Raw genomic sequence first — 1,107 nt, forward strand, 5'->3', positions numbered from 1 at the left:
CTGCCAGCCCGGTGGCGATCGCGGGGGCGCGGCCGTGGATGGAGTGCACGCCGTAGGTGTTGAGGTAGTACGGGAACCTGGAGGAGCAGCCGATCCCGGAGACGAACACGATGTTCTCGCGCTTGAGCCCCAGCTCAGGCAGGAACGACTGCACCGCGGCCAGGATGGCGTAGTCGCCGCAGCCCGGGCACCAGCGCACTTCCTGGTCGGACTTGAAGTCCTTCAGGCTCTGCTTGGTGTCGGTCTTGGGCACCAGCGACAGGCCCTTGCCGTTGACGAGCCCGTTCATGTCAGTCACTGCCGTTCACCTGCTGATCATCACGGTCGATCACGTCCTGGATCACTGCGGCCAGTTCCTCGGCCTTGAACGGAAGCCCGCGCACCCGGTTGTAGCTGATGACGTCGACCAGGAACCGGGCCCGCAGCAGCAACGCCAGCTGGCCCAGGTTGATCTCCGGCAGCAACACCTTCTCGTAGCGCGCCAGGACGTCACCGATGTTGGCCGGCAGCGGGTTCAGATGCCGCAGATGCGCCTGGGCCACCTTCCCGCCCGCCGCCCGCACCCGCCGCACCCCAGCGGCGATCGCACCGTAGGTGGAACCCCACCCGAGCACCAGCACCCGCGCACCACCAGACCCAGACCGGCCAGACCCGGCGTGAGCGCGGGACCTGCCGGGCCCGCCAGGACCGCCGGGCCCGCCAGGACCGCCTGGGACATCGGGGTCGTGAGGGTCGTCGGGGTTGTCGGTGACGTCGAGATTGTGCGGGTCGTGGGGGTCGTCGACCTGGAGATCCGGCACGTCGATGCCGGCCACCTTGGCCGCGCGCAACCGCACCATCCGGTCATGATTGTCCGGATCGTAGGAGATGTTCCCCGTGCCGTCGGCCTTCTCGATACCACCGATACGGTGCTCCAACCCCGGCGTGCCCGGGATCGCCCACGGCCGCGCCAAGGTGTCCGGATCCCGCTGGAACGGCAGGAACGCCCCGTCCTCGCCGTTCGGCTCGGTCGTGAACGGCACACTGATGTCCGGCAGCGCGGACACCTCCGGCAGCCGCCACGGCTCCGACCCGTTGGCCAGATACCCATCCGACAACAACATCACC

At 68.6% G+C, this 1,107-nt stretch carries 2 pseudogenes; both read right to left on the reverse strand.

From position 1 onward, the window contains the following. Window positions 1–289 (reverse strand): annotated as a pseudogene (locus tag ABD999_RS43760) (2-oxoacid:ferredoxin oxidoreductase subunit beta); the annotation flags it as partial. A gap of 1 nt (window position 290) precedes the next feature. Beyond that, window positions 291–1,107, reverse strand: a pseudogene (locus ABD999_RS43765) (hypothetical protein); the annotation flags it as partial.

The organism is Nonomuraea ferruginea, from assembly GCF_039540635.1.
GTDB lineage: Bacteria > Actinomycetota > Actinomycetes > Streptosporangiales > Streptosporangiaceae > Nonomuraea > Nonomuraea ferruginea.